20 protein-coding genes are annotated in these 21,942 nt (G+C 60.8%); 9 read left to right on the top strand and 11 right to left on the bottom strand.

All coding sequences use genetic code 11. The annotated features are described in order from the left end of the window. Positions 1 to 61 precede the first annotated feature (61 nt). On the top strand, positions 62 to 1,357 hold the full coding sequence (gene gbcA, locus AACY52_RS14155) for a glycine-betaine demethylase subunit GbcA (protein ID WP_339415342.1): 1,296 nt from the start codon (positions 62 to 64) through the stop codon (positions 1,355 to 1,357). Positions 1,358 to 1,730: 373 nt separating this feature from the next. Here gbcA and AACY52_RS14150 read toward each other — a convergent pair whose 3' ends face one another. From AACY52_RS14150 to AACY52_RS14120, 7 genes are all read right to left on the bottom strand, one after another. Further along, complete coding sequence (locus AACY52_RS14150) at positions 1,731 to 2,012, bottom strand: hypothetical protein (RefSeq protein WP_339427671.1); 282 nt, start codon at positions 2,010 to 2,012, stop codon at positions 1,731 to 1,733. A gap of 151 nt (positions 2,013 to 2,163) precedes the next feature. After that, positions 2,164 to 2,934 (bottom strand): electron transfer flavoprotein subunit beta, encoded by a 771-nt coding sequence (locus tag AACY52_RS14145; RefSeq protein WP_339415341.1) that lies wholly within the window; start codon positions 2,932 to 2,934, stop codon positions 2,164 to 2,166. A gap of 10 nt (positions 2,935 to 2,944) precedes the next feature. Further along, positions 2,945 to 4,165: an electron transfer flavoprotein subunit alpha/FixB family protein gene (locus AACY52_RS14140; RefSeq protein WP_339415340.1), complete on the bottom strand. Its 1,221-nt coding sequence runs from the start codon at positions 4,163 to 4,165 to the stop codon at positions 2,945 to 2,947. After that, positions 4,165 to 6,120, bottom strand: a complete 1,956-nt coding sequence (gene dgcB, locus AACY52_RS14135; protein ID WP_339427670.1) for a dimethylglycine demethylation protein DgcB — start codon at positions 6,118 to 6,120, stop codon at positions 4,165 to 4,167. Before dgcB ends, AACY52_RS14140 begins: the two co-directional genes overlap by 1 nt. A 103-nt stretch (positions 6,121 to 6,223) precedes the next feature. Further along, positions 6,224 to 8,284 carry a dimethylglycine demethylation protein DgcA gene (gene dgcA, locus AACY52_RS14130; RefSeq protein ID WP_339427669.1) on the bottom strand — a complete coding sequence of 687 codons (2,061 nt, stop codon included), beginning with the start codon at positions 8,282 to 8,284 and terminating at the stop codon, positions 6,224 to 6,226. A gap of 15 nt (positions 8,285 to 8,299) precedes the next feature. Further along, the gene (locus AACY52_RS14125) at positions 8,300 to 8,830 is read right to left on the bottom strand and encodes a DUF5943 domain-containing protein (RefSeq protein WP_128874052.1); all 531 of its coding nucleotides are present in this window, start codon (positions 8,828 to 8,830) and stop codon (positions 8,300 to 8,302) included. A gap of 55 nt (positions 8,831 to 8,885) precedes the next feature. Next, positions 8,886 to 9,863, bottom strand: a complete 978-nt coding sequence (locus tag AACY52_RS14120) for a dipeptidase (protein ID WP_015886257.1) — start codon at positions 9,861 to 9,863, stop codon at positions 8,886 to 8,888. 219 nt (positions 9,864 to 10,082) lie between these two features. Between AACY52_RS14120 and AACY52_RS14115 the strand changes: the two genes are divergently transcribed. Together AACY52_RS14115 and AACY52_RS14110 are read left to right on the top strand one after the other, a co-directional pair. Next, positions 10,083 to 10,484, top strand: coding sequence for a lysozyme inhibitor LprI family protein (locus AACY52_RS14115; RefSeq protein ID WP_339560562.1), 402 nt, complete (start codon positions 10,083 to 10,085; stop codon positions 10,482 to 10,484). Between the two features lie 41 nt (positions 10,485 to 10,525). Further along, entirely contained in the window at positions 10,526 to 10,942 is a 417-nt protein-coding gene (locus AACY52_RS14110) for a DUF3010 family protein (protein ID WP_339415336.1), read from the top strand. Positions 10,943 to 11,004: 62 nt separating this feature from the next. On the opposite strand, the gene AACY52_RS14105 is transcribed toward AACY52_RS14110, so the two are convergent. After that, positions 11,005 to 12,183, bottom strand: a complete 1,179-nt coding sequence (locus tag AACY52_RS14105) for a hypothetical protein (RefSeq protein ID WP_339415335.1) — start codon at positions 12,181 to 12,183, stop codon at positions 11,005 to 11,007. Between the two features lie 68 nt (positions 12,184 to 12,251). Further along, complete coding sequence (locus AACY52_RS14100) at positions 12,252 to 13,196, bottom strand: GlxA family transcriptional regulator (RefSeq protein WP_339415334.1); 945 nt, start codon at positions 13,194 to 13,196, stop codon at positions 12,252 to 12,254. 208 nt (positions 13,197 to 13,404) lie between these two features. Between AACY52_RS14100 and AACY52_RS14095 the strand changes: the two genes are divergently transcribed. From AACY52_RS14095 to AACY52_RS14075, 5 genes are all read left to right on the top strand, one after another. Continuing rightward, positions 13,405 to 14,349 (top strand): choline ABC transporter substrate-binding protein, encoded by a 945-nt coding sequence (locus tag AACY52_RS14095; RefSeq protein WP_339436131.1) that lies wholly within the window; start codon positions 13,405 to 13,407, stop codon positions 14,347 to 14,349. Positions 14,350 to 14,422: 73 nt separating this feature from the next. Further along, a complete protein-coding gene (locus AACY52_RS14090) occupies positions 14,423 to 15,310 on the top strand; it encodes a 3-keto-5-aminohexanoate cleavage protein (protein ID WP_339415332.1) in 888 nt (295 codons plus the stop codon). A gap of 145 nt (positions 15,311 to 15,455) precedes the next feature. Continuing rightward, positions 15,456 to 16,421, top strand: coding sequence for an L-carnitine dehydrogenase (locus AACY52_RS14085; protein WP_339415331.1), 966 nt, complete (start codon positions 15,456 to 15,458; stop codon positions 16,419 to 16,421). Between the two features lie 39 nt (positions 16,422 to 16,460). Then, on the top strand, positions 16,461 to 16,967 hold the full coding sequence (locus AACY52_RS14080; RefSeq protein WP_339560561.1) for a thioesterase family protein: 507 nt from the start codon (positions 16,461 to 16,463) through the stop codon (positions 16,965 to 16,967). A gap of 225 nt (positions 16,968 to 17,192) precedes the next feature. Continuing rightward, positions 17,193 to 17,456, top strand: coding sequence for a hypothetical protein (locus AACY52_RS14075; RefSeq protein ID WP_065871872.1), 264 nt, complete (start codon positions 17,193 to 17,195; stop codon positions 17,454 to 17,456). 95 nt (positions 17,457 to 17,551) lie between these two features. Here the strand turns inward: AACY52_RS14075 and AACY52_RS14070 are convergent, their stop codons facing one another. Continuing rightward, on the bottom strand, positions 17,552 to 18,655 hold the full coding sequence (locus AACY52_RS14070) for a GlxA family transcriptional regulator (RefSeq protein ID WP_339560560.1): 1,104 nt from the start codon (positions 18,653 to 18,655) through the stop codon (positions 17,552 to 17,554). Between the two features lie 504 nt (positions 18,656 to 19,159). Next, complete coding sequence (locus AACY52_RS14065; protein ID WP_339436132.1) at positions 19,160 to 20,536, bottom strand: L-serine ammonia-lyase; 1,377 nt, start codon at positions 20,534 to 20,536, stop codon at positions 19,160 to 19,162. 415 nt (positions 20,537 to 20,951) lie between these two features. Here AACY52_RS14065 and AACY52_RS14060 point away from each other — a divergent pair, with 415 nt between their 5' ends. Then, positions 20,952 to 21,899 carry a choline ABC transporter substrate-binding protein gene (locus AACY52_RS14060; protein WP_339427664.1) on the top strand — a complete coding sequence of 316 codons (948 nt, stop codon included), beginning with the start codon at positions 20,952 to 20,954 and terminating at the stop codon, positions 21,897 to 21,899. The last annotated feature ends 43 nt before the right edge of the window (positions 21,900 to 21,942 follow it).

Genomic DNA, 21,942 nt, shown 5'->3' with positions numbered 1-21,942 from the left:
CAAAGTACCAACCGTAGCCACTATTCGCCGGCCACACAGAATGGCCCTGAGGACACACACGATGGACGTCACCGCAACTTTAAGCTTGGGCGATCCGCTGGAACCCGCACGCAAGGCCACCGCGCAAATGCTGCAAGAGCGCGAGCGCACCTTTTCGCTGCCACAGCCGTTCTACTCTGATGAACGGCTGTTTGATATCGACATGCAGGAGATCTTCCAGAAAGAGTGGTTGATTGCCGGCATGACCTGCGAGATCCCCACCAAGGGCAACTACCTGACCCTGCAAGTGGGCAAGAACCCGATCATCGTGATCCGTGGCGCCAACGGCGTGGTGCATGCGTTCCACAACGTGTGTCGCCACCGTGGCTCACGCTTGTGCACCAGCGACAAGGGCAAGGTTGCCAAACTCGTCTGTCATTACCACCAGTGGACCTACGAACTGGACGGCCGCCTGCTGTTCGCCGGCACCGAGATGGGCGCCGACTTCGACATGAAGCAATACGGCCTCAAGCCGGTGAACGTAAAGACCGCCGGCGGCTACATCTTCATCAGCCTGGCCGAGAACCCGCCGGCCATCGATGACTTCCTGTCGACGCTGAGCCATTACATGGAACCCTACGACATGGAAAACACCAAGGTGGCCATTCAGACCACCTTGTTCGAAAAAGCCAACTGGAAACTGGTGCTGGAAAACAACCGCGAGTGCTACCACTGCAACGCGTCGCACCCGGAACTGCTGAAAACCCTGCTGGAATGGGACGACGTCACCGACCCGCGCGCCGACCAGACCTTCAAGGACCACGTGGCCGCCTCCGCTGCCGCCTGGGATGCCGAGAAAATCCCTTACGCCCACGCCAGCTTTGGCCTGCGCAACCGCATCGTGCGCATGCCGCTGCTCAAGGGCACCGTATCGATGACCCTGGATGGCAAACAGGGCTGCGCGAAACTCATGGGCCGCATCAAGAACCCGGACCTGGGCTCGATGCGCATCCTGCACCTGCCGCATTCGTGGAACCACTGCATGGGCGACCACATCATCGTGTTCACCGTGTGGCCGATCAGCGCCCAGGAAACCATGGTCACCACCAAGTGGATCGTGCACAAGGACGCCGTGGAAGGTGTGGACTACGACGTGGACCGCATGCGCCAGGTGTGGGACGCCACCAACGACCAGGACCGTCGCCTGGCCGAAGAGAACCAGCGCGGGATCAACTCCACCGCCTACCAGCCCGGCCCGTACTCCAAAACCTACGAGTTCGGTGTGGTGAACTTCGTTGACTGGTACAGCGAGCGCATGTTGAGCAACCTGGGCGCGGCGCCGGCGCCTTACCTCAAAGGCGTCGCCGTCCACGAGTAAGTGACACCCACAGATCAAACTGTGGGAGCGGCGGTGAGACGCTCCCACAGGTTGAACTCCTTAACTGTTCAAAATTTGAGCAAGCCTCTCTAACGCCTCTAGATACCAGCCCTCCAGCCTTTACCCAACAACTTATCCACAGAGCCACCCACAGCAAATGTGGGCAAGTACGCCTCCCTCCTAAAATTAAATGAAGAAAATCCGTGACTTATTCAAGCCAGCGGTTTTCACCCGCATCTGATCACTTATTGATCAACTCACTGAAAGCCACGAACCACGTGCCCTGTAGCGGTACGCGAACACCTTATCCACAGAAGCACCAACAGACTTTGGGGGCAACTTTGGCAGCGCTGTGGAAAACCGTCTCAAACCTTCATAAATCGCGGTTTTCAGGGATTTTAATCAAGTAAAAGCTCAAATCGATCAGATTTTGATCAATCACATAAAAGCCTTTAACCATAAGGGCTGTGGCCGAGAGCGAACACCTTATCCACAGAAGCGCCAACAGAGTATGGGGGCAAGTCTGATTTGTTAAATGGCTGAGTGCAGGGAAAAAACCAAGGAAAAACCGCCAGTTAGCTTGGTTGTTTTTCGTACAGAGGGCTGCAGGGCTTGATTCACAGGGGCTGTGGACAACCGCGAACAGGTTATCCACAGACGGATCAACAGGGATTGTGGGTAAGCCCAAGGGACGTTAATACGTGGGCGCTGGCTTCCTGCTATAGCCCTTGGAATCTACACATCCTTGTAGTGAGCGGGCTTGCCCCGCTCACTACAGGTACAGATACGCCAGCGCCCACAGGGAATCAGCGTACGACGCCCTCCTCAACCAACAGCTTGAGAATAGCCTCGGCACCCGCTTCCGGGCTGAGGCCCTTGAGCACTTGCCCACCGCCGCCGCTGGCCTTGGCCGTGGCGGCTTTCATACGATCGGCGCCGCTCTTGGCCTTGATCACCTTGAGCCGCTTGGGTCGAGGCTTGGCCGGTTGCAGCACGGCCCCTGTGTATAACTCGTCCTGCTCGACTTCAACGTCGTGAGCCGCCAGTTCACCGCGCTGCGCCGGGCCGTAGGCGCTTTGCCGAGGCTTGGGCGCGGCGTTATCCACGGTCGCCAGAAACGGCAAACGCACCTTCAACCGGCGCCGCTGGCCGCGTGGCAAGGCTTGCAGCACATGGGCCACGCCCGCCTCGATCGATTCAACCTGCGCCAGCCCGACAATCAGCGGCCAGCCCAATTGCTCGGCGAGCAAGAACGGCAACATGCCCGAGCCTTCACCGGTTTCGGCCTGGCTGCCGGTGAGCACCACCTGGGCACCGGCATCGCGCAAGTACTCACTGAGTACCGGCAACGCATCGCTGCCAGCCGGTTGCTCCAGTACATGTAACGCTGGCAAGCCCATGCCCAGGTAACTGCGCAGGGTCGGTTCGGCGATGTTGCCGGCATGCAGCACCTGCAACTTATCCCCAGCCATCTGCAACCCCAGTTCGACAGCGCGGGCGTCCTGCTCCGCACGGCGCGGGCGCCCGGAGGTAGGGTGGGCGCCGATGGAAACCAAACTGATTACATTCGTGGTCATGGCCATATCCTTAAGCCGCATCGCGCTTGGCGCCGCTGCGGTAGGCCTCGACCGCATCGATCAAGGCTTGCAGTATCGCGTTACTTTCGCCGATGACCGAGAGGTCGGCACGCTTGATCATGTCGCAGCCAGGGTCAAGGTTGATCGCCACCACCTTGTCGCAGGCACCGATGCCCTGCAGGTGCTGGATGGCACCGGAAATACCCACGGCCACATACACCCGCGCCGTGACCCAGGTGCCGCTGGCGCCGACCTGGCGATCACGCGCCATAAAGCCGTCGTCCACGGCCACCCGCGAGGCGCCCTCGGTGGCACCCAGTGCGGCGGCGGTCTGGTGGAAGAGCGTCCAGTCCTTCACGCCATTGCCGCCGGAGAAAATGAATTCCGCCTCGGCCATGGGAATTGCCGCCGGGTCGACGGCCACCGCGCCAAGATCTTCAATGCGCGGCAAGCTGCGCGCCAGGGCTGTGGATAACTCCACGGGCAACACTTCATGCCGGGTTTCGCTGACCGGCTCAGCGCACTCCACGGCCGCCAGGATCAGGCGCGCCAAAGGCCGGGCCAAGTCTTCCTGGCCAGCCCCGGCGCGGCCGATGCACTCGTCGCCCTTGATCTGCCAGACCCGCGTGGCCGGGCGTTCCTTGAGGCTGGCGGCAAAGCGTCGGCCCAGCTCGCCGCCACCGCTGCGGCTGTCCGGCAGCAACCAGTGGCGCGGGTTGAACTGGTTATCCACAGCGCGCAAACCTTGCACCCGTTGCTCCGGTGAATAACCGTCGAATGCGTGGCCTTCCAGCACCAGCAGACGGTCGACGCCCGCCGTGGCAAACGCATGCTCCTTGTGCTCGCCAAACACCACCGCCAACACCGCGCCATCGCTGCCAGCGAGTTGCCGCGCCAGGCCCAGCAGGTCGCGGTCGTGGCTGCTCAGGCGACCGCCGACCATGTCCGGCACCACGTTGATGTAAAACGCCGGGGCCGGCACCTGGTGCAGTGGCAACTGCACTTCCACCGCTGCCGAACGCTTGGCCGCCCCCCCCTGCTGGGCGCCGCTGCGGTCGATACGCTTGACGCCGTTAGGGCCAATAAAACCAACACCATGCACGTTTTTGCGGATCACGCCGTTAGGCCCCATCCAGCTGTGTTGCACCGGCTGCATCGCCGCATGCAGCGGGTGCAGACGGTTGCGGGCGATCCATTCGGCTCGTGGGTCGCGGCGGATAATGTCGCTCATCAATGCACCTCCGCAGGCTTTTGTTGGACAGGGCGTTTGGTCGGCGAACTGGCGGGCGCGGCGTCTTCCAATAAAGCGTCGGCCACCAGTTCGGCGATGTCCTTGATCAATGGGCGCGGCTCGACCACACCTTCGAGCATTGCCGTGCACTGCGGGCAGCCCACAGCTACCAGCTCGGCGCCGGTTTCGCGGATGTCTTCCATGCGCATGTCCGGAATCCGTTGCTTGCCGGGTATGTCGGTGATCGGCGCACCACCGCCGCCGCCGCAGCAGCGTGAACGGAAGCCCGAACGTTGCATCTCTTTGACCTCGATGCCCAACGCCCGCAGCACTTGGCGCGGCGCCTCATACTCGCCGTTGTAGCGGCCCAGGTAGCATGGGTCGTGGTAGGTCACGCTGTTGCCTTTGTGTTGGCCCAGGTTCAACGCGCCCTCGCCGATCAACTCGGCCATGAAGGTACTGTGGTGTTGCACGAGGTAGTTGCCGTTAAAGGCGCCGTACTCGTTTTTCAGCACATGGAAACTGTGCGGGTCGCAGGTAACGATGCGCTTGAAGCTGTACTTGGCCAGGGTCTGGATATTGCGCGCGGCCAGCAGTTGGAAGGTCGCTTCATCACCCAGGCGCCGCGCCACGTCGCCGCTGTCGCGTTCTTCCAGGCCAAGCACGGCAAAGTCGACGTTGGCCGCTTTGAGTACTTTGACGAACGCTCGCAGGGTGCGCTGGTTGCGCATGTCGAAGGCGCCGTCGCCAACCCAGAACAGTACGTCGGCGCTGCTTTTTTCGCTGAGCAGCGGCAGGTTCAGATCCGCCGCCCAGTTCAGTCGACCGCCCGGTGCAAAGCCGCCCGGGTTGTCGGTGGCGATCAGGTTCTCGAGGACTTCGGCGCCCTTGTTCGGGGTCGCGCCTTTTTCCAGGGTGAGGTAGCGGCGCATGTCGACGATGGCATCCACGTGCTCGATCATCATCGGGCACTCTTCCACGCAGGCGCGGCAGGTGGTGCAGGACCACAGGGTTTCGGCGTCCACCAGGCCGTTGACGATTGGCTGGTGCGGGTTGCCGCTGTGCTCGCCTACCGGTTTGCCTGGATAGGGGCTGCCGGCGAACTTGGCATCAGTGCCGCCAGCCAGGCCGACCACCATGTCCTGGATCAGCTTTTTCGGGTTCAGCGGCTGGCCGGCGGCGAAGGCCGGGCACGCGGCTTCGCACTTGCCGCACTGCACGCAGGCGTCAAACCCGAGCAGTTGGTTCCAGGTGAAATCCTTGGGTTTTTCCACGCCCAGAGGCGCGGTTTTATCGCCGAGGTCCAGCGGCTTCAACCCGGTGGAACGGCCACCGCCAAAGCGCTCGGCGCGGCGGTGCCAGGCCAGGTGCAGGGCACCGGCGAAGGCGTGCTTCATCGGGCCGCCCCAAGTCATGCCGAAAAACATTTCCGACACGCCCCACAGCACGCCCACGCTGAGCAGCGCAGCCAACAGCCAGCCGCCGAAGTCGGCCGGCAGGATCCCGGCCACCGGCAGCGTCACCAGGAAAAAGCTCACCGAAAACGCCATCAGGCTTTTCGGCAGGCGCATCCACGGGCCTTTCGACAGGCGTGATGGCGGGTTACGGCGGCGCAGATAGACAAACGTGGCGCCGACAAACATCAGCACCGAGGCCAACAGCAGGGCATAGCCGAGGATGCGGTTATGCAGGCCGAAACCGTGCACCAGAATCGCCAACAGCGCTGACAGCACAAAGCCCAACGCCGTGGCGACGTGGGTGTTGGCGATGTATTTGTCGCGGGCAACCACGTGGTGCAGGTCGACCATGTAGCGCTTGGGCATGGCCAGCAGGCCACCGAGCAGGTCGACTTTGGAGGCGCGGCCACGGCGCCACATGTTCACCCGGCGCAGGGCGCCGAGGACGGCAAGGCCCAGGGCGGCAAACAAGAGAATAGGAAGCAAGGTGTTCAACATTGAGGTGACCTCAAGCGGCAAGTTTCAAGCTACAAGCGGCAAGTCAAAGCCGGTCAACCACTGCTCTTTCTTGCTGCTTGAAGCTTATGGCTTGCGACTGTTCTTAAAAATCCTTGCACAGGCGCAGGGCGTCGTAGATCGCAGCGTGAGTATTTCGCTGCGCCACACAATCACCAATGCGGAACAGCAAGTAGCCCTCGCCCGCCTCGCTCAGGCACGGCTGCGGCTGGATCGCGAACAAGGCTTCAACATCGATCTGGCCTTTGTTACGCGATCCTTCCTTGAGCCCGTAGTAAAGGGCTTCATCCGGACGCACGCCGTTTTCCACCACCACCTGGTCCACCACCCGTTCCTCTTTGGCGCCGGTGTACTCGTTCTCTAGCACCGCTACCAGCTTGTCGCCTTCGCGGTAGACCTTTTCCAGCATCATGTCGCCGGTCATGATCACTTCCTTGGGGTACATGCTGCGGTAGTAGGTCGGGAATGACGTACCGCCGATGGCCACGCCGGGCTTGATGTCGTCAGTGACGATCTCGACCTGGCAGCCTTTGTCCGCCAGGAAATCGGCCACCGACATGCCGGTGAATTCGCAGATGGTGTCGTACACCAGCACGTTCTTGCCCGGTGCCACCTTGCCGTCGAGCACGTCCCAGCTGCTCACTACCAGGCCTTCGGCCGCGCCCCAGTGTTCGTTCTGTTCGATAAACGGATGCCCGCCCACCGCCAGCACCACCACGTCCGGACGCAGGTCGAGGATGGTCTCGGCATCAGCGGCCACGCCCAGGCGCAAATCGACTTTCAAACGTGCCAATTCCAGCTGGAACCAGCGGGTGATGCCAGCGATCTGGTCACGTTGCGGCGCTTTCGAGGCGGTAGTGATCTGCCCGCCGATAAATTCTTTCTTTTCCAACAGGGTCACGTCGTGGCCGCGTTCAGCGGCAACGCGCGCGGCTTCCATCCCCGCCGGGCCGGCACCCACGACCACGACTTTGCGCTTGGGCCCGGTGGACTTCTCGATGATGTGCGGCACGCCCATGTATTCACGGGAGGTCGCGGCGTTCTGGATGCACAGCACATCCAGGCCCTGGTACTGGCGGTCGATGCAGTAGTTGGCGCCGACGCACTGCTTGATCTGGTCGATCTGGCCCATCTTGATCTTGGCGATCAGGTGCGGGTCGGCGATGTGCGCACGGGTCATGCCGACCATGTCCACATAACCGCCTTCGAGGATGCGCGTGGCCTGGTTCGGGTCCTTGATGTTCTGCGCATGCAGCACCGGGACCTTGACCACTTCCTTGATACCGGCTGCCAAGTGCAGGAACGGCTCCGGTGGATAACTCATGTTGGGGATAACGTTGGCCAGGGTGTTGTGGGTGTCGCACCCCGACCCCACCACGCCGATGAAATCGAGCATGCCGGTGTCGTCGTAATACTTGGCGATCTGCTTCATGTCCTCATGGGACAAGCCGTCCGGGTGGAATTCGTCACCGCACAGGCGCATGCCCACGCAGAAGTCGTCACCGACCTCGGCACGCACGGCTTTCAGGACTTCCAGGCCGAACTTCATGCGGCCTTCAAAGGTGCCACCCCATTCGTCGGTACGTTTGTTGACCCGTGGGCTCCAGAACTGGTCGATCATGTGCTGATGCACGGCGGACAGTTCCACGCCGTCTAGGCCACCGGCCTTGGCACGACGCGCGGCCTGGGCGTAGTTGCCGATCACGCGCCAGATTTCTTCCGGTTCGATGGTCTTGCAGGTAGCGCGGTGCACCGGCTCCCGCACGCCGGACGGCGACATCAGGGTCGGCCAGTTGAAGCCGTCCCAACGCGAGCGACGGCCCATGTGGGTAATCTGGATCATGATCTTGGCGCCATGCTTGTGCATGGCATCAGCCAGGTTCTGGAAGTGCGGGATGATGCGGTCGGTGGACAGGTTTACCGAGCTCCACCACTCCTGCGGGCTGTCGATGGCCACCACTGAGGAGCCGCCGCAGATCGCCAGGCCGATGCCGCCCTTGGCTTTCTCTTCGTAATACTTCACATAGCGGTCAGTCGTCATCCCGCCGTCGGTGGCATACACCTCGGCGTGGGCGGTACTGAGCACGCGGTTGCGGATGGTCAGTTTGCCGATCTGGATCGGCGCAAACATTGCTTCGAAAGCCATGGCACGGTCCTCGGTTTACAACGGCTTGACGGTGAACAGGCCGTCATCGTGGCCCTCTTCGGAGCCTCCGTAGACTTGTTCGGCGACGGTGCGGATTTGGCTGCCACGCGCCTGCAGAATCTGGTCCATGGCACCGGCAAACCAGCCGGTGAACATGTAGTCGACCTTGCGTCCGACCTTGCCGTACACGTAGACAAACGCCGAGTGCTCAAGCTTGACGCTGGCTGTGCCTTTGTCGAGGTCGATGTCCTGGATCTTGAACAGGCCCCAGCCGCGCTGCGACAGGCGCTTCATGTAGTGTTCGAACACTGCGACGCCTTCCAGGCCGTGGCATTCGGCTTCTTTTTCACACCAGTGCCAGGCGGACTTGTAGCCGGCTTTGTAAAGGATGTCGGCGTAGGCGTCAGCGCCGAGGACTTCTTCGATACCCATGTGGTTGTTGACGAAGAAATGGCGCGGCACGTACAGCATCGGCAGGGCGTCGGAGGTCCAGACACCGGTTTCGCTGTCGACTTCGATAGGCAATTGCGGGGCGATCTTGGCCATGGAAACTTAACTCCAGAAAATTCGTTGTGTTGATGTTCCGCGACAGTGCGGTGGCTTATTCGCCCCAGACGTCCTTGAGGACGTTGACCCAGTTCTCACCCATGATCTTGCGCACCACACGCTCAGGGTGACCGCGCTTGAGCAGGGTTTCGGTGAGGTTGGGGAACTCGCCCACGGTGCGGATGCCCAGCGGGTTGATGATCTTGCCGAAGCTGGTCAGGCGGCGGGCGTAGCCCTTGTCATGGGTCAGCATTTCGAAGAAATCCTGGCCATGGCCCTGGGTGAAGTCGGTGCCGATGCCGATAGCGTCTTCGCCGACGATGTTCATGGTGTATTCGATGGCTTCGGCGTAGTCGTCGATGGTCGAATCGATGCCCTTGGCCAGGAACGGCGCGAACATGGTCACGCCGACAAAACCGCCGTGGTCGGCGATGAACTTGAGCTCTTCATCGGACTTGTTGCGCGGGTGCTCTTTAAGGCCGGACGGCAGGCAGTGGGAGTAGCACACCGGCTTTTTCGATTCGAGGATAACTTCTTCGGAGGTTTTGGAGCCCACGTGGGACAGGTCGCACATGATGCCGACGCGGTTCATCTCACCGACGACCTCACGACCAAAGCCCGACAGGCCGCCATCACGCTCGTAGCAGCCGGTGCCGACGAGGTTCTGGGTGTTGTAGCACATCTGCACCACCCCAACGCCGAGCTGCTTGAAGATCTCGACGTAGCCAAGCTGGTCTTCGAAGGCATGGGCGTTCTGGAAGCCGAAAATGATGCCGGTCTTGCCCTGCTCCTTGGCTTTGCGGATATCGGCGGTGGTTTTCACCGGGATCACCAGGTCGCTGTTCTCACGGATCAGGGTCTGGCTGGCCACGATGTTGTTAATGGTGGCCTGGAAGCCTTCCCACACCGACACCGTGCAGTTGGCAGCGGTGAGGCCACCTTTGCGCATGTCCTCGAACAGGTCGCGGTTCCACTTGGCAATAATAAGCCCGTCGATAACGATGCTGTCGGCGTGCAATTCGGCTGGGCTCATCAGGCGTCCCCTTATTTGGCGATTCATGCGCCGAATCGTCTGCCGGCGCTTTGGGCCAGCATATGCCCAGGGGCCGACAGAGCTGGGTGCAAAAACGACAGGGGAATTGCCGAAAGCGTCAATCCGCGACAAAGGCTGTTAAGAGAGGTCTGACTGGCGGCTGTTATTTGTCTCACGCTTGAGCCAGAATTCCCGCATCACCTGATATGAGACGGCGCAATGAAATCGATTTTCCTGGCTTTGGCACTCATCGCAACCGGCGTCCACGCGGCCGAAGACACCGACAGCACGCCGTGCGACGGCATCGAAAACGACACGCAAACCCTGGAATGCGCCACGTACAATAAAACCACCGCCGTTCAGTTGCTCAAGGATAACTATCAGAGCCTGTTGGAACGCATGGCTTCGACCTACGGCAGCGACAAAACCACGCTGGCGGACATTACCGCTCGTCTGAAGGATGCCCAGCACAAGTGGGAAAAGTTACGCGACGCCGATTGCGCCGTGGACACCTTCCCGGCGGTGAACGGCACGAAGGCGTACGCCATTGCACAGAATGACTGCCTGGCGCGGATGAGTGATGAGCGGTCGGAGTTTCTGGAGTCGATCGGGCAGGAATAAGCAACAATCCCCGTCACTTTCCTTCTGAAACAAGGCTATTCATGAAGACTTGCGGCATCGAAATCAAAGGCAGCGAAGCCATCATCGCCGTCGCCTCCCTGGACAACCAAGCGCTGACTCACGTCGCCCTGGCCACGAAAAAAATCGCCCTGGAAGACGACGATGAAGCGGCCAACGTCAAAGCCTTCGCCGCTCAGGTGAAGGCGTTTGTGCAGGCAAACGCTATCGAACGTATCGCGATCAAGAAGCGCAGCAAGAAAGGCGAATTCGCCGGTGGCCCGACCACGTTCAAGATTGAAGGGGTGCTTCAGTTGCTGGAGGGTGTTGAGGTGACGCTGTTGTCGCCGCAGACCCTCAATGCGCAGAACAAGAAGCACACCTTTGATCTGCCGGCGACACTGAACAAGTATCAGCATGAGGCGTACAAGGCGGCGTGCTCGGCACTGGTCAAGAAATAAGCCACACCCTATATCAATGTGGGAGCTGGCTTGCCTGCTCCCACATGTGATCAGCGTTTGATTCAGTTAAGAGCTCGGCGCCGGTGCTGCAGCCAATCCCCGAAGGATTTGTCTTCCAGCGCATAACCGCCCCGGCTCGACTTCCATACCAGCTCTTTATCGCGCAAGGCATCGATACAGGCCTGAATGGTCTGGGTGCCCGGCACTACGTCGCTGCCCATGCCTTCCAACGCCTTGCTGACGGCCGTGAGGGTGCTGTCGGTAAACGGCGCGAACGGTTCGTTGTTCTGTGAGCGCTCCACCATCACGTCCAGCACCGCACGCTGGGGAATGGTGAGGGCGTTCCAGGCACTTTCGAATTCGGTCCAAACGCCGGCGCGCAGCAGTTCGGCGCGACTGTGCAGCAGTTGGCCGAGATTGCTCGCCTCCCCCAGTTCCAATGCCACTTCACCAATGATGGTGCGCAACATTTCCGGGCGACGGCCCACTAGCTCAAACGCTTCATCGATGTCGGCAGCATTGAACTGGTTGGTCTTGGCCAGAAGGCCGTTGAGGTACACGGTGTAGGCCTGTGTGAATGCTTTGCCCAGCAGTGGAAATGGGGTGATGCTGGACCCGAAAAACGGCTGGCTTTTACCTAATACCAGATGGGCAAGCTTGTCGCGATTGGACCCCGTGAACACCAGGCGCAACCCGCTGCCCTCGCCTTCACGACCTTGGTTGAGCTGGTCCCGGGCGGCCTTGAGGGCAAACATCGCGTTAACACCGGCTTCGGTGGTGAGCGCGTGCTGGGCTTCGTCGATCACCAGCACGACGGTTTTCTCGGCAGCGCTGTGAAGCAACTCCAGCGCTTGCGTCAGTGTCGCGCCTGCAGGCAATTGCGGCTTGGTGAAATCCCAGGACAAGGTGCGCAGGAAGCTGAGCTTTTCGATGCCGATATTTTTGGCCAGTTTGCGGATGCCCTTTTCAAAGGGCACCAGGGCACCGGCGATGGCACTGGAGATCAGGTCGGCGGGGTCTTTTTCCTTGTCGGCCCACAGGTCGACATACACCGCCAGCCAACCACGCGCCTGGCATTCAGGAACAAGGTCCTCACGTAAAAAAGTGCTTTTGCCCGTGCGACGCGGCGCCGCGAGAAACAGGCCGGAGGTGAAATCCTGAATACCGGCCCCCACAAGGCCATCGGCAATGCTGCTTGCCAGGTCGGGGCGGCGGAACACAAAGCCGCTGTTCTTGGACATGCTTTTATACTCAATTATGGAAAGGACTATAAATTATAGTCACGAGTATAATTGACTATAATCAGCCGTCAAACCACCTCCCGTCGCCGGTCCTCCCTTGGGCATTTCGCAAACCGTGCCCGATAACTCCGCGTGAAATACGACGGTGATTCAAACCCGCAGGCGATGCTCACTTCCAGCACACTCAGATCGCTCTGGCGCAGTAATTGCCGGGCTTTTTCCAAGCGCAGGCCGAGGTAGAAGTTGCTCGGGGTGTCGTTCAAATGCAGGCGAAACAGGCGCTCCAGCTGACGCCGCGTTACGTTGATCGCGTCGGCCAGCGCCAATGTGCTCAGGGGCGGCTCGGTGTGTTGCTCCATCTCGCCGATCACTTGCACCAGTTTTTTGTTGTTGATGCCGTAGCGCGTGGCGATCTGCATGCGCTGGTGGTCTTTGCGTGGGCGGATACGGCCGAGCACGAATTGTTCGGAAACCTGGATCGCCAGCTCCGAGCCATGAGCCTGGGCGATCAGGTCGAGCATCAGGTCGATGGAAGCGGTGCCGCCCGCGCAGGTGATGCGACGGCGGTCGATTTCGAAGAGTTCCTGGGTCACTGTGAGCTGCGGGTAGGATTCCTTGAAAGCGTCGATGGCTTCCCAGTGCAGGGTCAGCCGGTGGCCATCGAGCAGGCCTGCTTCAGCCAGCACGCAGGCGCCGGTGTCGATGGCGCCGAGGGTCACGCCGTCATGGTCGAGGCGGCGCAGCCAGTGTTCCAGCGCGGGAGTGGCGAACTGCAAGGGTTCAAAGCCCGCCACCACCAACAATGTCGCGCCTTTTTTCAGCGGTTCCAACGCGGCGTCGGCGTTGACCGACATGCCATTGCTCGCCAGCACCGCGCCGCCATCGGCACTCAACACGTGCCAGCGGTACAGCTCGCCACGAAAGCGGTTGGCCACCCGCAGCGGCTCCAGCGCGGAGATAAAGCCAATGGCCGAAAAGCCCGGCATCAGCAGAAAGTAGAAATCCTGGGACATGGTGGCGCTCTCGTCGGACGGGCAGCGTGGCACTGTGATACTCCCGTTCACGGGCGGATTCAAGGGGGCAGGTCGCTGCAGTGCAAGAGCGGGTCGCCGCCGTGCGTTTTGTCGCCCCCAAAGCTACGTAACGTAAAACCCGCACCATCAGCCTCACGGCGCACAAAGACGCCGGCCCCCACAATAACGACCTGCCGAGGGATCCACCATGAACCGACTGATCAGCCGCTGCGTGCTCGCAGTCAGCGCCAGCGCCATCTTGAGCACCCACGTAATGGCCGCCGATGCGGCGTCCTGCCAGAACGTGCGCATGGGTGTGGTGAACTGGACCGATGTAATCGCCACCAGCGCCATGACCCAAGTGTTGCTCGACGGCCTCGGCTACAAGACCAAACAGACCAGTGCATCGCAGCAAATCATCTTCGCCGGCATCCGCGACCAACGCCTGGATATGTTCCTGGGCTACTGGAACCCACTGATGACCCAGACCATCACCCCATTCATCGACGCCAAGCAAGTCAAGGTCCTCGACAAACCAAGCCTGGAAGACGCGCGCGCCACCCTCGCCGTGCCGACCTACCTGGCGGACAAGGGCCTGAAAACCTTCGCCGACATCGCCAAATTCGAAAAAGAACTGGGCGGCAAGATCTACGGCATCGAGCCCGGCTCGGGCGCCAACACGCAGATCAAGGCGATGATCGCCAAGAACCAGTTCGGCCTGGGCAAGTTCCAACTGGTGGAATCGAGTGAAGCCGGCATGCTCGCCGCCGTGGACCGGGCGGTTCGCCGCAAGGAGGCGGTGGTGTTCTTTGGCTGGGCGCCGCACCCGATGAACGTCAACGTCGCCATGACTTACCTCACCGGCAGCGACGACGCCCTGGGCCCGAACGAAGGCATGGCGACCGTGTGGACCGTGACCGCGCCAACCTACGCCGAGCAGTGCCCCAATGTGCACAAACTGCTGACCAACCTGACCTTCACCGCCGCCGACGAGAGCCGGATGATGCAGCCGTTGCTGGATCACAAGGACGCCCTCGAGTCCGCCAAACAGTGGCTCAAGGATCACCCGCAAGACCAGGCTCGTTGGCTGGAAGGTGTGACCACCTTCGATGGCAAACCGGCTGCGGCCAACCTGCAATTGACCAGCAAGTAACCCCTTTTCAATCACCGTTTCGCAGCCACAAGCGGCTGCGAACGGCATCACTACGCCTGTAAGGAACCGCCCCATGAACCACGACGTCATCATCACCTGCGCACTCACCGGTGCTGGCGACACGACCAGCAGAAGCCCGCACGTGCCGGTCACCCCCAAGCAAATCGCCGCCGCAGCGGTGGAAGCCGCCAAGGCCGGCGCCACCGTGGTGCACTGCCACGTGCGCGACCCCGAGACCGGCAAATTCAGCCGTGACGTGGCCCTGTACCGCGAAGTGATGGAACGCATCCGTGAGGCCGACATCGACATCATCGTCAACCTCACCGCTGGCATGGGCGGCGACCTGGAGATCGGTGGCGGCGAGCACCCGATGGCGTTCGGCCCTAACACCGACCTGGTCGGCCCGCTGACCCGCCTGGCCCATGTGGAAGAGCTGCTGCCGGAAATCTGCACCCTGGACTGCGGCACCCTGAACTTCGGCGATGGCGACACCATTTACGTGTCCACCCCGGCGCAACTAAGGGCTGGTGCCAAGCGCATCCAAGCGCTGGGCGTTAAGCCCGAACTGGAAATTTTCGACACCGGTCACCTGTGGTTTGCCAAGCAGATGATCAAGGAAGGCCTGCTCGATAATCCGCTGTTCCAACTGTGCCTGGGCATTCCCTGGGGCGCGCCGGCCGACACCACCACCATGAAAGCCATGGTCGACAACCTGCCCGCCGACGCGGTATGGGCCGGGTTCGGCATCGGTCGCATGCAAATGCCAATGGCCGCGCAAGCGGTGCTGCTGGGCGGCAACGTGAGGGTAGGCCTGGAGGACAACCTGTGGCTGGACAAAGGCGTGCTCGCCACCAACGGGCAACTGGTGGAGCGCGCGAGTGAAATTCTCAGCCGGTTGGGTGCTCGGGTCATGACCCCGGCGGAAGGCCGAATCAAGATGGGCCTGACCAAACGCGGCTGACTCCCTGCCGAAACCGGATCAAAAATGTGGGAGCGGGCTTGCTCGCGAAAGCGGTGGGTCAGTACCCAATGCATCAACGGACACACCGCCTTCGCGAGCAAGCCCGCTCCCACAGGGGATCATCGAATTTTTCAGGAATTTGCCAATGCGCTTTATCACCGAAATCAAAACCTTCGCCGCCCTCGGCAGCGGTGTTATCGGCAGCGGCTGGGTGTCCCGCGCCCTGGCCCACGGCCTGGATGTAATCGCCTGGGACCCGGCGCCCGGTGCCGAAGCCGCCCTGCGCAAGCGCGTCGCCAACGCCTGGGACGCCCTTGAGAAACAAGGCCTGGCATCGGGCGCGTCCCAGGACCGCCTGCGCTTTGTCGACACTATCGAAGCGTGCGTGAAAGACGCCGACTTCATCCAGGAAAGCGCCCCGGAACGCCTGGCGCTGAAGCTGGAGTTACACAGCAAGATCAGCGCGGCAGCCAAGCCAAATGCGCTGATTGGCTCAAGCACCTCCGGCCTGTTGCCAAGCGAGTTCTACGAGCGCTCGACTCACCCTGAGCGTTGCGTGGTCGGCCACCCGTTCAACCCGGTTTACCTGTTGCCGCTGGTGGAAGTCGTCGGCGGCAAGAACACTGCGCCAGAGGCCATTCAGGCGGCAATCAAGGTGTATGAATCCCTCGGCATGCGGCCCTTGCATGTGCGCAAGGAAGTGCCTGGGTTTATCGCTGACCGTCTGCTGGAAGCGCTGTGGCGTGAGGCGCTGCACCTGGTCAATGACGGCGTGGCCACCACGGGCGAAATCGATGACGCCATCCGCTTTGGCGCGGGGCTACGATGGTCGTTCATGGGTACCTTCCTGACCTACACCCTGGCGGGTGGCGATGCCGGCATGCGGCACTTCATGGCGCAGTTCGGCCCGGCGTTGCAACTGCCGTGGACTTACCTGCCGGCGCCGGAACTGACCGACAAGCTGATTGACGATGTGGTGGACGGCACCAGCGATCAGCTGGGAAAACACAGCATATCTGCGCTGGAGCGCTATCGTGATGATTGCCTGCTGGCGGTGCTGGAAGCCGTGAAAACCACCAAGGCCAAGCACGGTATGAGCTTCACTGAATAAACCACAATTTTGACCGCGTACAAATTCGGAATTTATGTGATGCCTGCCCTGACCACCTACACCACAAACATCCTCCCCGACTGGGTGGATTACAACGGCCACCTGCGCGACGCGTTCTACCTGCTGATCTTCAGCTACGCCACCGACGCGCTGATGGACACACTGGGCCTTACCCGTGAAAGCCGCGAAGCCAGCGGTCACTCACTGTTCACCCTGGAGTTGCACCTGAACTACCTGCACGAGGTGAAACTGGGGGCCGAGGTCGAGGTGCATACCCAACTGATCGCCCATGACGCCAAGCGCCTGCATCTTTATCACAGCCTGCACTTGGTGGGTGATGCGAAGGAACTGGCGGGCAACGAGCAAATGCTGCTGCACGTGGACCTCGCCGGCCCGCATTCGGCGCCATTCACCGAGGCCACGCGGGGGAAACTTGCGGCCATCCACGCCGAGCAGACCGACCTGGCCCGCCCCGCCCTCCTCGGCCGCCTCATAGGGTTACCCACGCCAAATGAACAGCCAAAAAAAGCCCCGATCAAGCCGTGACAAGATCGGGGCAGAGTGCTTTGTGTGGGCCTTACATCCCGAGGGTGACCAAACCTTCAAGTCGCTTGCCTGGCAGTCAATGTACCCATTACTGCTGTCGGTAAACGGCTCGAAAACGACCTGTTCATAGCCATCTGAGGCATTCGTTGATTCTGCCCTTGCCGACCGGCTGATGGCCTACCAGAATCCACGTCAGATCCCGCTCCCTACACCAGGATAAACGTCATGATGCACGCGGACTTGATTGACCAGGATGACCTGCTGGGCCAACTGCGCTCATTGGGCTTTGAAGTGTCCAGCGGTGCCACCGCCGAGCAGGCCTGCGAGTGCGCGGTGCGTGGCTTGAGCCCGGCGCGGGCCAAGGCACTCAAGGGCATGGTTGAGCAGATGTACACCGGTAGCGCGACGATCTTGCCGGCGGTGAGGCAGGCGATCGACAAGCAGTTGTTGCCGGCTTTGGTTCAGTTCAAGCAGAACTCGGGCACCTGATAGCCCGCATTTGCGAGCAAGCCCGCTCCCACATTTGACCTTGTTCACAGATCAAAATGTGGGAGCGGGCTTGCCTGCAATAGAGGCAACGCGTTCTAGAGCGTTACGCTGGCGAAAGTCGACTCGTTACGCGCCTGGCTCAACGCCGACATCGGCCCCGACAACGGCGACAACACCAGCGCCGGCGGAATCGGCATCATCGCCACCTGTTGGGTGGTGTTGGAACCAACGCGCTCATCCCGTGGCGGAATGCCGAAGTATTCGCGGTAGCACTTGGAAAAGTGCGGCGTCGACACAAACCCGCACACCGACGCCACTTCGATGATCGACATCGGCGTTTGCTTGAGCAACTGCCGTGCGCGGATCAGGCGCAGCTTGAGGTAGTAGCGCGACGGTGAGCAGTGCAGATACTTCTGGAACAACCGCTCCAGCTGGCGACGGGACACGGCGACGTATACCGCCAGTTCATCCAGGTCGATCGGCTCTTCCAGGTTGGCTTCCATCAGCGCGACAATTTCCTGCAGCTTCGGCTGGTTGGTGCCGAGCATGTGCTTGAGTGGCACACGCTGGTGATCCTGTTCATTGCGGATGCGTTCGTACACAAACATCTCAGAGATCGCGGCCGACAGTTCACGGCCGTGGTCGCGGCTGATCAGGTGCAGCATCATGTCCAGCGGGGCGGTGCCGCCGGAGCTGGTGAAACGGTTGCGGTCGAGGGTGAACAGGCGTGTGCTCATGGTCACGCGTGGGAAGGCTTCCTGCATCGAGGCCAGGCATTCCCAGTGCACGCTGCAATCAAAGCCGTCGAGCAAACCGGCGCAGGCCAGGGCCCAACTGCCAGTGCACACCGCGCCCAGGCGACGGGACTGGCGCGCCTGGCTTTGCAGCCACGACACATGTTCACGGGTAACGGTGCGCTGGATACCCACGCCGCCGCACACGATCACCGTGTCCAGGGCCGGGGCTTTATGCATGGAGGCGTCGGGCGTGATTTGCAGACCGTCGCTGGCCCACACATGGTTTCCGTCGACGCTCAGGGTCGTCCAGCGATACAGCTCGCGGCCGGAGAGCTGGTTGGCCATGCGCAGGGGTTCGACTGCGGACGCCAGGGAAATCAGCGTGAAATTGTCCAGCAGCAAAAAGCCGATGGATTGAGGCGCACGGTTCTGGGGTTGGGCCCCTGAGTTGAACGACGTCATCGCGGTATCTCCTCACACAAAGCGGGTGATGGCCTCAGGCGAGGCTCTTGTTATTGCGCTCTTCATCCATAAAGAAGAGAGGCTTTGAATTGATAGAGCAATTGCCGTGCCTGAATTTGAATGGCTATTCAATAAATCCTAAAAACGACCTCATGACGCGTCTAAATAAGCCCGCGCCGTACGTAGGGATATCGCCAGAATTGCGCGTAGGAACGAGCCTGCTCAAAGAGTGTGAGCAGAACGGTAGCACTTGTGGGAAGGCGCTTTGAGGGATGTGGGACAAGTCTGTCACCGCAAGCGCGGGTGACGGGTGGTCATGCGGGAAATCGTTCGGAAGCTACTTATCTATTTGCGACGCGCTAAAAGGTGGCGCTTTTGGTTCGGGGTGTTCACTTTATGCGCAGTGTTGCTTGAACTACCGCTATCGCGGGCAAGCCCGGCTCCCACAGGGGAACGCATTCCAAAGGTGGGAGCTGGCTTGCCTGCGATAGCAGTGTCACTGACTCAACATTCCACAGCACTCACCGCCAACCCACCCCGCGACGTCTCTTTGTACTTGTCATGCATATCCGCCCCGGTATCGCGCATGGTGCGGATCACCCGGTCCAGCGAGATAAAGTGCTGCCCATCACCGCGCAAAGCCATCTGCGCGGCGTTGATCGCCTTCACCGCGGCAATCGCATTGCGCTCGATGCACGGCACTTGTACCAGCCCGCCCACCGGGTCGCAGGTGAGGCCGAGGTTATGTTCCAGGCCGATTTCGGCCGCGTTGCACAGCTGCTCCGGCGTGGCGCCGAGGATCTCGGCCAACCCGGCGGCGGCCATCGCGCAGGCCGAGCCTACTTCGCCCTGGCAGCCCACTTCGGCACCGGAAATCGAGGCGTTCTTCTTGCACAGGATCCCCACCGCCGCCGCACCGAGCAGGTAGTCGACCACGTTGGCCTCGGTGACTGCCTCGCTGAACTTCATAAAGTAGTGCAGCACCGCCGGGATGATCCCCGCCGCGCCGTTGGTGGGTGCGGTGACCATGCGCCCACCAGCGGCGTTCTCCTCGTTCACCGCCAGGGCGAACAGGTTCACCCACTCCATGGCGCTCAAGGTCGAGCCGATCACGTTCGGCTTACCCAACTCTTGCAGGCTGCGATGCAACTTGGCGGCACGTCGGCGCACGTTCAGGCCGCCAGGCAGGATGCCTTCGTGCTTGAGGCCCTGCTCCACGCAATCCTGCATGGCGCGCCAGAGTTTCATCAGGCCGCTGCGGATTTCTTCTTCAGAGCGCCAGACTTTTTCGTTAGCCAGCATCAACTCGGCGACGCGCAGGTTGTGGGTCTTGCACAACTGCAGCAGCTGCGCCGCGCTGGAAAACTCGTAAGGCAACTCGGTACGATCCATATCGGCCACGCCGCTGTGCGCCTGGGCTTCATCCACGACAAAACCGCCACCTACTGAATAGTAGGTATCACGGTGCAGTTCGCCGTTATCGCCGTGCACCACCAGGGTCATGGCGTTGGGATGGAACGGCAGGTTTTCGTCGAGCAGGCGCATGTCCCGCGCCCACACAAACGGCACCGGCAAACGCCCGTCCAGCAACAGGGTGTCGGTCTCGCGCAGGGTGTGAATACGGCTGCCGATTTGCGACGGGTCAATTGCGTCCGGCCACTCGCCCATCAGGCCCATGATGGTCGCGGTATCGCTGCCGTGGCCGATGCCGGTGGCCGACAATGAGCCATACAACTGAACTTCGACGCGCCTGACTTGTTCCAACAGTTCACGTTCACGCAATGCTTGGACGAACAACGCCGCGGCGCGCATGGGGCCGACGGTGTGAGAACTCGAAGGCCCGATGCCGATCTTGAACAGGTCGAAAACGCTGATAGCCATTGCCGTGAAACTCCTCGGTGAGCAGGCTAGGCATGAACAAGCTGCTACGCTCAGATCGCCCAGATGGCGGCATCATCAAGCTTTTATCCGCCCTCACGGCGTCTCACACCGACGTAACCATGCTCACCAACGCCGCCCTCGTGCGATCAGGCGTTTTGGCCGTTTTTAGCGGTGCAGATCGGTAAAAACTGCGGTTTTGCCACTGGAAAAATCTGTAAGCGACGTTACCGACACTGGATACGACCATCCCTGTACTGGATACGACGCCCCCTGTAGGCGTCAGATTTTCACTGGTACATGATCAGTCCCGACTCGTTTGCAAGGCGCCGTGCCTGCGCTTCATCGCACGCCCCAACCGCAACACTTATAAAGCGCGGCGAATGCCGCCAGAAAAAAGACACAGGAGTCTACCCCGATGAAAGGTTCACCCTCGTTGTTGTTGGCCGCCATGCTGAGTCTGCCAGTCTTGGCGAACGCTGCAGAACCGGAACAGTGCCATACCGTTAACTTCTCCGATGTCGGCTGGACCGACATTACCGTCACTACCGCGACCACCAGCGAAATCCTCAAGGGCCTGGGCTACACGCCGCGCACCACGATGATTTCGGTACCGGTGACTTACAAGTCGCTGGCCGACGGCAAGAACATGGACATCTTCCTCGGCAACTGGATGCCGACCATGGAAAACGACATCAAGCAGTACCGTGATGCCGGCACCGTGGAAACCGTGCGCGCCAACCTGGAGAACGCCAAATACACCCTCGCGGTCCCGGAAGCGCTGTACAACAAGGGCCTTAAAGACTTCGCCGACATCGTCAAATTCAAGGATGAACTGGGCGGCAAGATCTACGGTATCGAGCCGGGCAACGACGGTAACCGCACCATCAAGACGCTGATCGACAAAGACGCCTTCGGCCTGAAAACCGCCGGTTTCAAAGTGGTTGAGTCCAGTGAAGCCGGGATGCTCTCGCAAGTGGAACGCGCCACCAGGCGGAACCAGGCCATCGTGTTCCTTGGCTGGGAACCGCACCCGATGAACACCCGCTTCAAGATGAAGTACCTGACTGGCGGTGACGATTCGTTCGGCCCCAACTATGGCCAGGCCACCATCTACACCAACGTGCGCAAGGGTTACACGCAGGAATGCAGCAACGTTGGCCAGTTGCTGAAAAACCTGTCGTTCACCCTGAACATGGAAAGCACCCTGATGGGTAATGTCCTGGACGACAAGATGAAACCCGACGCCGCCGCGAAAGCCTGGCTGAAGAAAAACCCTCAAGTACTCGACACCTGGCTCGCCGGTGTCACCACCGTTGATGGCAAACCTGGGCTCGACGCCGTGAAAGCCTACCTCGCCAAATAGCAACCGCTGACCCCGGGGCGGCGCGCTGCCCCGGGATGTTTTC

The organism is Pseudomonas sp. EA_65y_Pfl1_P113 (assembly GCF_963970525.1).
GTDB lineage: Bacteria > Pseudomonadota > Gammaproteobacteria > Pseudomonadales > Pseudomonadaceae > Aquipseudomonas > Aquipseudomonas tritici.
Note: the sequence above shows the minus strand (reverse complement) of the source record. Positions and strands in the feature narration are given on the sequence as shown.